This window comes from Streptomyces sp. CO7 (genome assembly GCF_053474865.1).
Genome location: NZ_JBRIOU010000004.1, coordinates 287,715 through 293,143 on the forward strand (window position 1 = coordinate 287,715; position 5,429 = coordinate 293,143).

The 5,429-nt window shown below is 72.0% G+C and carries 3 protein-coding genes; all 3 read left to right on the forward strand.

Annotated elements, in window-relative coordinates; genetic code table 11:
* The first annotated feature begins 22 nt into the window (after positions 1-22).
* The 3 genes from ACOV8S_RS14015 to ACOV8S_RS14025 all read left to right on the forward strand — a co-directional run bounded on the left by ACOV8S_RS14015 (position 23) and on the right by ACOV8S_RS14025 (position 5,237).
* Positions 23-2,029: an alpha-1,4-glucan--maltose-1-phosphate maltosyltransferase gene (locus ACOV8S_RS14015; protein WP_448318857.1), complete on the forward strand. Its 2,007-nt coding sequence runs from the start codon at positions 23-25 to the stop codon at positions 2,027-2,029.
* Positions 2,026-3,741 carry a maltose alpha-D-glucosyltransferase gene (gene treS / locus ACOV8S_RS14020; RefSeq protein WP_351111872.1) on the forward strand — a complete coding sequence of 572 codons (1,716 nt, stop codon included), beginning with the start codon at positions 2,026-2,028 and terminating at the stop codon, positions 3,739-3,741. The genes ACOV8S_RS14015 and treS overlap by 4 nt, the downstream gene beginning before the upstream one ends.
* Positions 3,742-3,836: 95 nt before the next feature.
* Positions 3,837-5,237 carry a maltokinase N-terminal cap-like domain-containing protein gene (locus ACOV8S_RS14025; RefSeq protein WP_448318151.1) on the forward strand — a complete coding sequence of 467 codons (1,401 nt, stop codon included), beginning with the start codon at positions 3,837-3,839 and terminating at the stop codon, positions 5,235-5,237.
* Positions 5,238-5,429: the final 192 nt, after the last annotated feature.

Sequence of the window (5,429 nt, forward strand, 5' to 3'; positions counted from 1 at the left end):
CCCCCTCGCCCCCGCGTCGACCGTGGGGCGCATACCCGTGGAGGACGTCCGCCCCCGCGTGGCCGACGGCCGGCGTCCCGCCAAGGCGGTGGTCGGCGAGAGCTTCGAGGTCACCGCCACCGTCTTCCGCGAGGGGCACGACGCCGTCGCCGCCAACGTGGTGCTGATCGATCCGGACGGGACGCCCGGCCCGTGGACGCCGATGCGCGAGGCCGCTCCCGGCACCGACCTGTGGGCCGCCTCCGTCACCCCCGACCGCACCGGCCGCTGGAGCTTCGTCGTCGAGACGTGGAGCGACCCGGTGGGCACCTGGCGGCACGCCGCCCGCATCAAGATCCCGGCCGGCATCGACACCCACCTGGTGCTGGAGGAGGGCGCGCGCCTCCACGAGCGGGCCGCCGAGGGCGTCCCCGACGGCCCGGACCGCCGCGCCGTGCTGGCCGCGGTGGACGCGCTGCGCGACGAGGACCGCCCGGTGGCCTCCCGCCTGGCGGCCGCCCTGGCCCCCGAGGTGACCGCGGCCCTGGACCGCCACCCGCTGCGCGAACTGGTCACCGCCTCCGACCCGCTGCCGCTGCTGGTGGAGCGGGAGCGGGCGCTGTACGGCTCCTGGTACGAGTTCTTCCCGCGCTCCGAGGGCGCCGTGGTGCCGCAGGACGGGCCGCCGGTCAGCGGTACCTTCCGCACCGCCGCCGAGCGGTTGCCGGCCGTCGCCGCGATGGGCTTCGACGTCGTCTACCTCCCGCCGATCCACCCCATCGGCCGCACCCACCGCAAGGGACCCAACAACACCCTCTCCGCGCACGAGTGGGACGTCGGCGTGCCGTGGGCCATCGGCTCGCAGGAGGGCGGGCACGACGCGGTCCACCCGGACCTGGGGACGATCGAGGACTTCGACGCCTTCGTGGCGAGGGCCTCGGAACTGGGGCTGGAGATCGCGCTGGACTTCGCCCTGCAGTGCTCCCCCGACCACCCCTGGGTGGAGAAGCACCCGGACTGGTTCCACCACCGTCCCGACGGGTCGATCGCGTACGCGGAGAACCCGCCGAAGAAGTACCAGGACATCTACCCGATCGCCTTCGACCAGGACCTGCCCGGTCTCGTCGAGGAGACCGTGCGCGTCCTGCGGTTCTGGATGGACCACGGGGTGCGGATCTTCCGCGTCGACAACCCGCACACCAAGCCGGTCGTCTTCTGGGAGAAGGTCATCGGTGAGATCAACGCCGCCGACCCCGACGTCATCTTCCTGGCCGAGGCCTTCACCCGCCCCGCGATGATGCGCACCCTCGCCCAGACCGGGTTCCAGCAGTCCTACACGTACTTCACCTGGCGCAACACCAAGGAGGAGCTCACCGACTACCTCTCGGAGCTGAGCGGGGAGACGGCGCCGTACCTGCGCCCGAACCTGTTCGTGAACACCCCCGACATCCTGCACGCCTACCTGCAGCAGGGCGGCCGGCCCGCCTTCGAGGTCCGCGCGGTCCTGGCGGCCACCCTCTCCCCCGCCTGGGGCGTCTACGCGGGCTACGAGCTCTGCGAGAACACCCCGGTGCGCGAGGGCAGCGAGGAGTACCTCGATTCGGAGAAGTACCAGCTGCGCCCCCGCGACTGGGAGGCCGCCGAGCGGGAGGGCCGCACCCTCGCCCCCCTGCTCGCCCGGCTGAACGAGATCCGCCGCACCAGCCCCGCCCTGCGCCACCTGCGCAACCTGCGTTTCCACCACGCCGACAAGGACGAAGTGATCGTCTATTCCAAGCGGCACGGCTCGAACACGGTTCTGGTGGTGGCCAACCTGGACCCGCACCACACCCAGGAGGCCACGGTGTCGTTGGACATGCCGCAACTCGGCCTGGACTGGCACGAGTCGGTACCGGTGCGCGACGAGCTCACCGGCGAGACCTATCACTGGGGCAGGGACGCCTATGTACGCCTCGGACCCGGGGGAGCACATGTGCTGACCGTCGGCGCCGGTGGCGACGGGGCCCTGCGACCGTCCTCACCGCAGATCGGAGGGTCACCCACCACATGATCGTCAACGAGCCCGTCCCGGACAAGTTCGAGGACACCCCCGCCCGCGACCGCGATCCCGACTGGTTCAAACGCGCCGTCTTCTACGAGGTCCTGGTCCGCTCCTTCCAGGACTCCAACGGCGACGGCGTCGGCGACCTCAAGGGCATCACCGCCAAACTCGACTACCTGCAGTGGCTCGGCGTGGACTGCCTCTGGCTCCCGCCGTTCTTCAAGTCGCCCCTGCGGGACGGCGGCTACGACGTCTCCGACTACACCTCGGTGCTCCCCGAGTTCGGCGACCTGGCCGACTTCGTGGAGTTCGTCGATGCCGCGCACCAGCGCGGCATGCGCGTGATCATCGACTTCGTCATGAACCACACCAGCGACCAGCACCCGTGGTTCCAGGAGTCCCGCAAGGACCCGGACGGCCCCTACGGCGACTACTACGTCTGGGCCGACGACGACAAGCAGTACCAGGACGCCCGGATCATCTTCGTCGACACCGAGACGTCCAACTGGACCTTCGATCCGGTGCGCAAGCAGTACTACTGGCACCGCTTCTTCTCCCACCAGCCGGACCTCAACTACGAGAACCCGGCGGTGCAGGAGGAGATCATCTCCGCGCTGCGGTTCTGGCTGGACCTGGGCATCGACGGGTTCCGGCTCGACGCGGTGCCCTACCTGTACCAGCGGGAGGGCACCAACTGCGAGAACCTGCCGGCGACGCACCAGTTCCTGAAGCGGGTGCGCAAGGAGATCGACGCGCACTACCCGGACACCGTGCTGCTGGCGGAGGCCAACCAGTGGCCGGAGGACGTGGTCGACTACTTCGGCGACTTCGCCTCCGGCGGCGACGAGTGCCACATGGCGTTCCACTTCCCGGTCATGCCGCGCATCTTCATGGCGGTGCGCCGCGAATCGCGCTACCCGGTGTCCGAGGTCCTCGCCAAGACGCCGGCGATCCCCCAGAACTGCCAGTGGGGCATCTTCCTGCGCAACCACGACGAGCTGACCCTGGAGATGGTCACCGACGAGGAACGCGACTACATGTACGCGGAGTACGCCAAGGACCCGCGGATGCGGGCCAACATCGGCATCCGCCGCCGCCTCGCGCCCCTCCTCGACAACGACCGCAACCAGATCGAGCTCTTCACCGCCCTGCTCCTGTCGCTGCCCGGCTCCCCCGTCCTGTACTACGGCGACGAGATCGGGATGGGCGACAACATCTGGCTCGGCGACCGCGACGGGGTGCGCACCCCCATGCAGTGGACGCCCGACCGCAACGCCGGATTCTCCTCCTGCGACCCCGGCCGGCTCTACCTGCCGACCATCATGGACCCCGTCTTCGGCTACCAGGTCGCCAACGTCGAGGCGTCGATGGCGTCGCCGTCGTCGCTGCTGCACTGGACCCGCCGGATGATCGAGATCCGCAAGCAGAACCCGGCCTTCGGGCTGGGCGCGTACACCGAACTCCCGTCGTCCAACCCGGCGGTGCTCGCGTTCCTGCGCGAGTACGAGGACGACACGGTGCTGTGCGTGCACAACTTCTCCCGCTTCGCCCAGCCCACCGAGCTGGACCTGCGGGAGTTCGCCGGTCTGCACCCGGTGGAGCTCATCGGCGGGGTTCGCTTCCCGGCCATCGGCGAACTGCCGTACCTGCTGACGCTGGCGGGCCACGGCTTCTACTGGTTCCGGCTCCGTGAGGATCCGGCGGACAAGGGCCCGGCGTAACCGGCCAGTTCCGTCGCGAGGCGGTTTCGGCCGCCTCGCGACGGGCACGCGAAAACACCCGCTCCCCCGTCCCGAAGGGGAAAGGACGCGCCGCCATGTCGGAAGCCTCGCCGTACGCCCCCGCCCGCTCCACCCTGCCCGCGCAGGACCTCTCGGCCTCGCTGGAGCCGCTGCTGCTCGAGTGGCTGCCCCGCCGCCGCTGGTTCGCCGGGAAGGGCAACGCGCTCTCCCACCTGACCGTGGTGGCCGAGACCGAGCTGCTGCCCCTGCCCGCCGCCGGCAACCAGCCCGGGCTGCTGCACCTGCTGGTCCGCGCGGGACGACATCCCGGCGACTGCTACCAGTTGCTGCTCGGCGTCCGCCGCACCCTGCCGCCCCACCTGGCCCCCGCCCTGATCGGGCGACTGCACCACGGACCGTTCGCCGGGGCCACGGTGTACGACGCGCTGCACGACCCGCGCGCCACCGGGCTGCTGCTGGAGGCGCTGCGCAGCCGCGCCCGGGTCGGCGGGTTGCGCTTCGAACGCGAGGGTGAGCAACCGTTACCTCTGGACGCCGCGCCGCGGCTGGTCACCTCGGAGCAGTCCAACTCCTCGGTGGTCTACGGCGAATCGTTGATCCTCAAGCTGCTGCGCCGGGTCACCCCGGGCGTCAACCCCGACCTGGAGCTCCCGCTGGCGCTGGCCCGCGAGGGCTGCGCCCGGGTGCCCGCGCCGGCCGGCTGGCTGACCGCCCATCTGCCGGGCGAGCCGGAGCCGTACGTGCTGGCGGTCCTGCAGCCCTTCCTGCGCGGCGCCGACGACGGCTGGCAGCTGGCCCTGGCGCGGCTGGCCGAGGACCGGGACTTCACCGGCGAGGCCCGCGCCCTGGGCCGCGCCACCGCCGAGGTGCACCTCTCGCTGGCCCGCGCCCTGCCCACCGTCACCCTGGGCCGGGCCCAGCTCGCGCAGATGGTCGAGGGGATGTGCGAACGGCTGGACGCCGCGGTCCACGCGGTGCCCGCCCTCCTCCCGTACGCGGACGGTCTGCGCTCCGCGTACACCGCGCTGGCCGACCTGGCCTCGGAGGGCCGCACCTGGACCGCCCAGCGGATCCACGGCGACCTGCACCTGGGCCAGTGCCTGCGCACCCCGGACGGCGAGTGGTCGCTGATCGACTTCGAGGGCGAGCCGTCGCGGCCGCTGGCCGAGCGGCGCCTGGAGCAGCCCGCGGTCCGGGACGTCGCCGGGATGCTCCGCTCCTTCGACTACGCGGCGCACTCCGGGCGCCCCTGGCCGCCGGGCTGGGCGGACGCCTGCCGGTCCGCGTTCTGCACCGGGTACGCCGAGGTGTCCGGCCGCGACCCGCGCACCGACCCGGTGATGCTGCGGGCCTGCGAGACCGAGAAGGCCGTCTACGAGGTGGTCTACGAGGCCCGGCACCGGCCGGACTGGCTGCGGGTGCCGCTGGCCGCGATACAGCGCCTGGCCGCCGGGGCCGCCGGAGCGGTCCCGTGAGCCCCCGGCCGCGGCCCGCCGTGCACGCGCCGCCCTGATCCCGCGCCGCCCGTTCCCCTACCGGCCTGATCCCGTACCGCCCCACGCGTCGGACCGTCGTGTGTTCCCCCGAGGAGGCCCCCTGTGGTGAAGCCCAGCCAACCGTCCACCCGTGCGACCTCCGGCCGGGAGCGGGCGGCCGCCGTCCGCAGG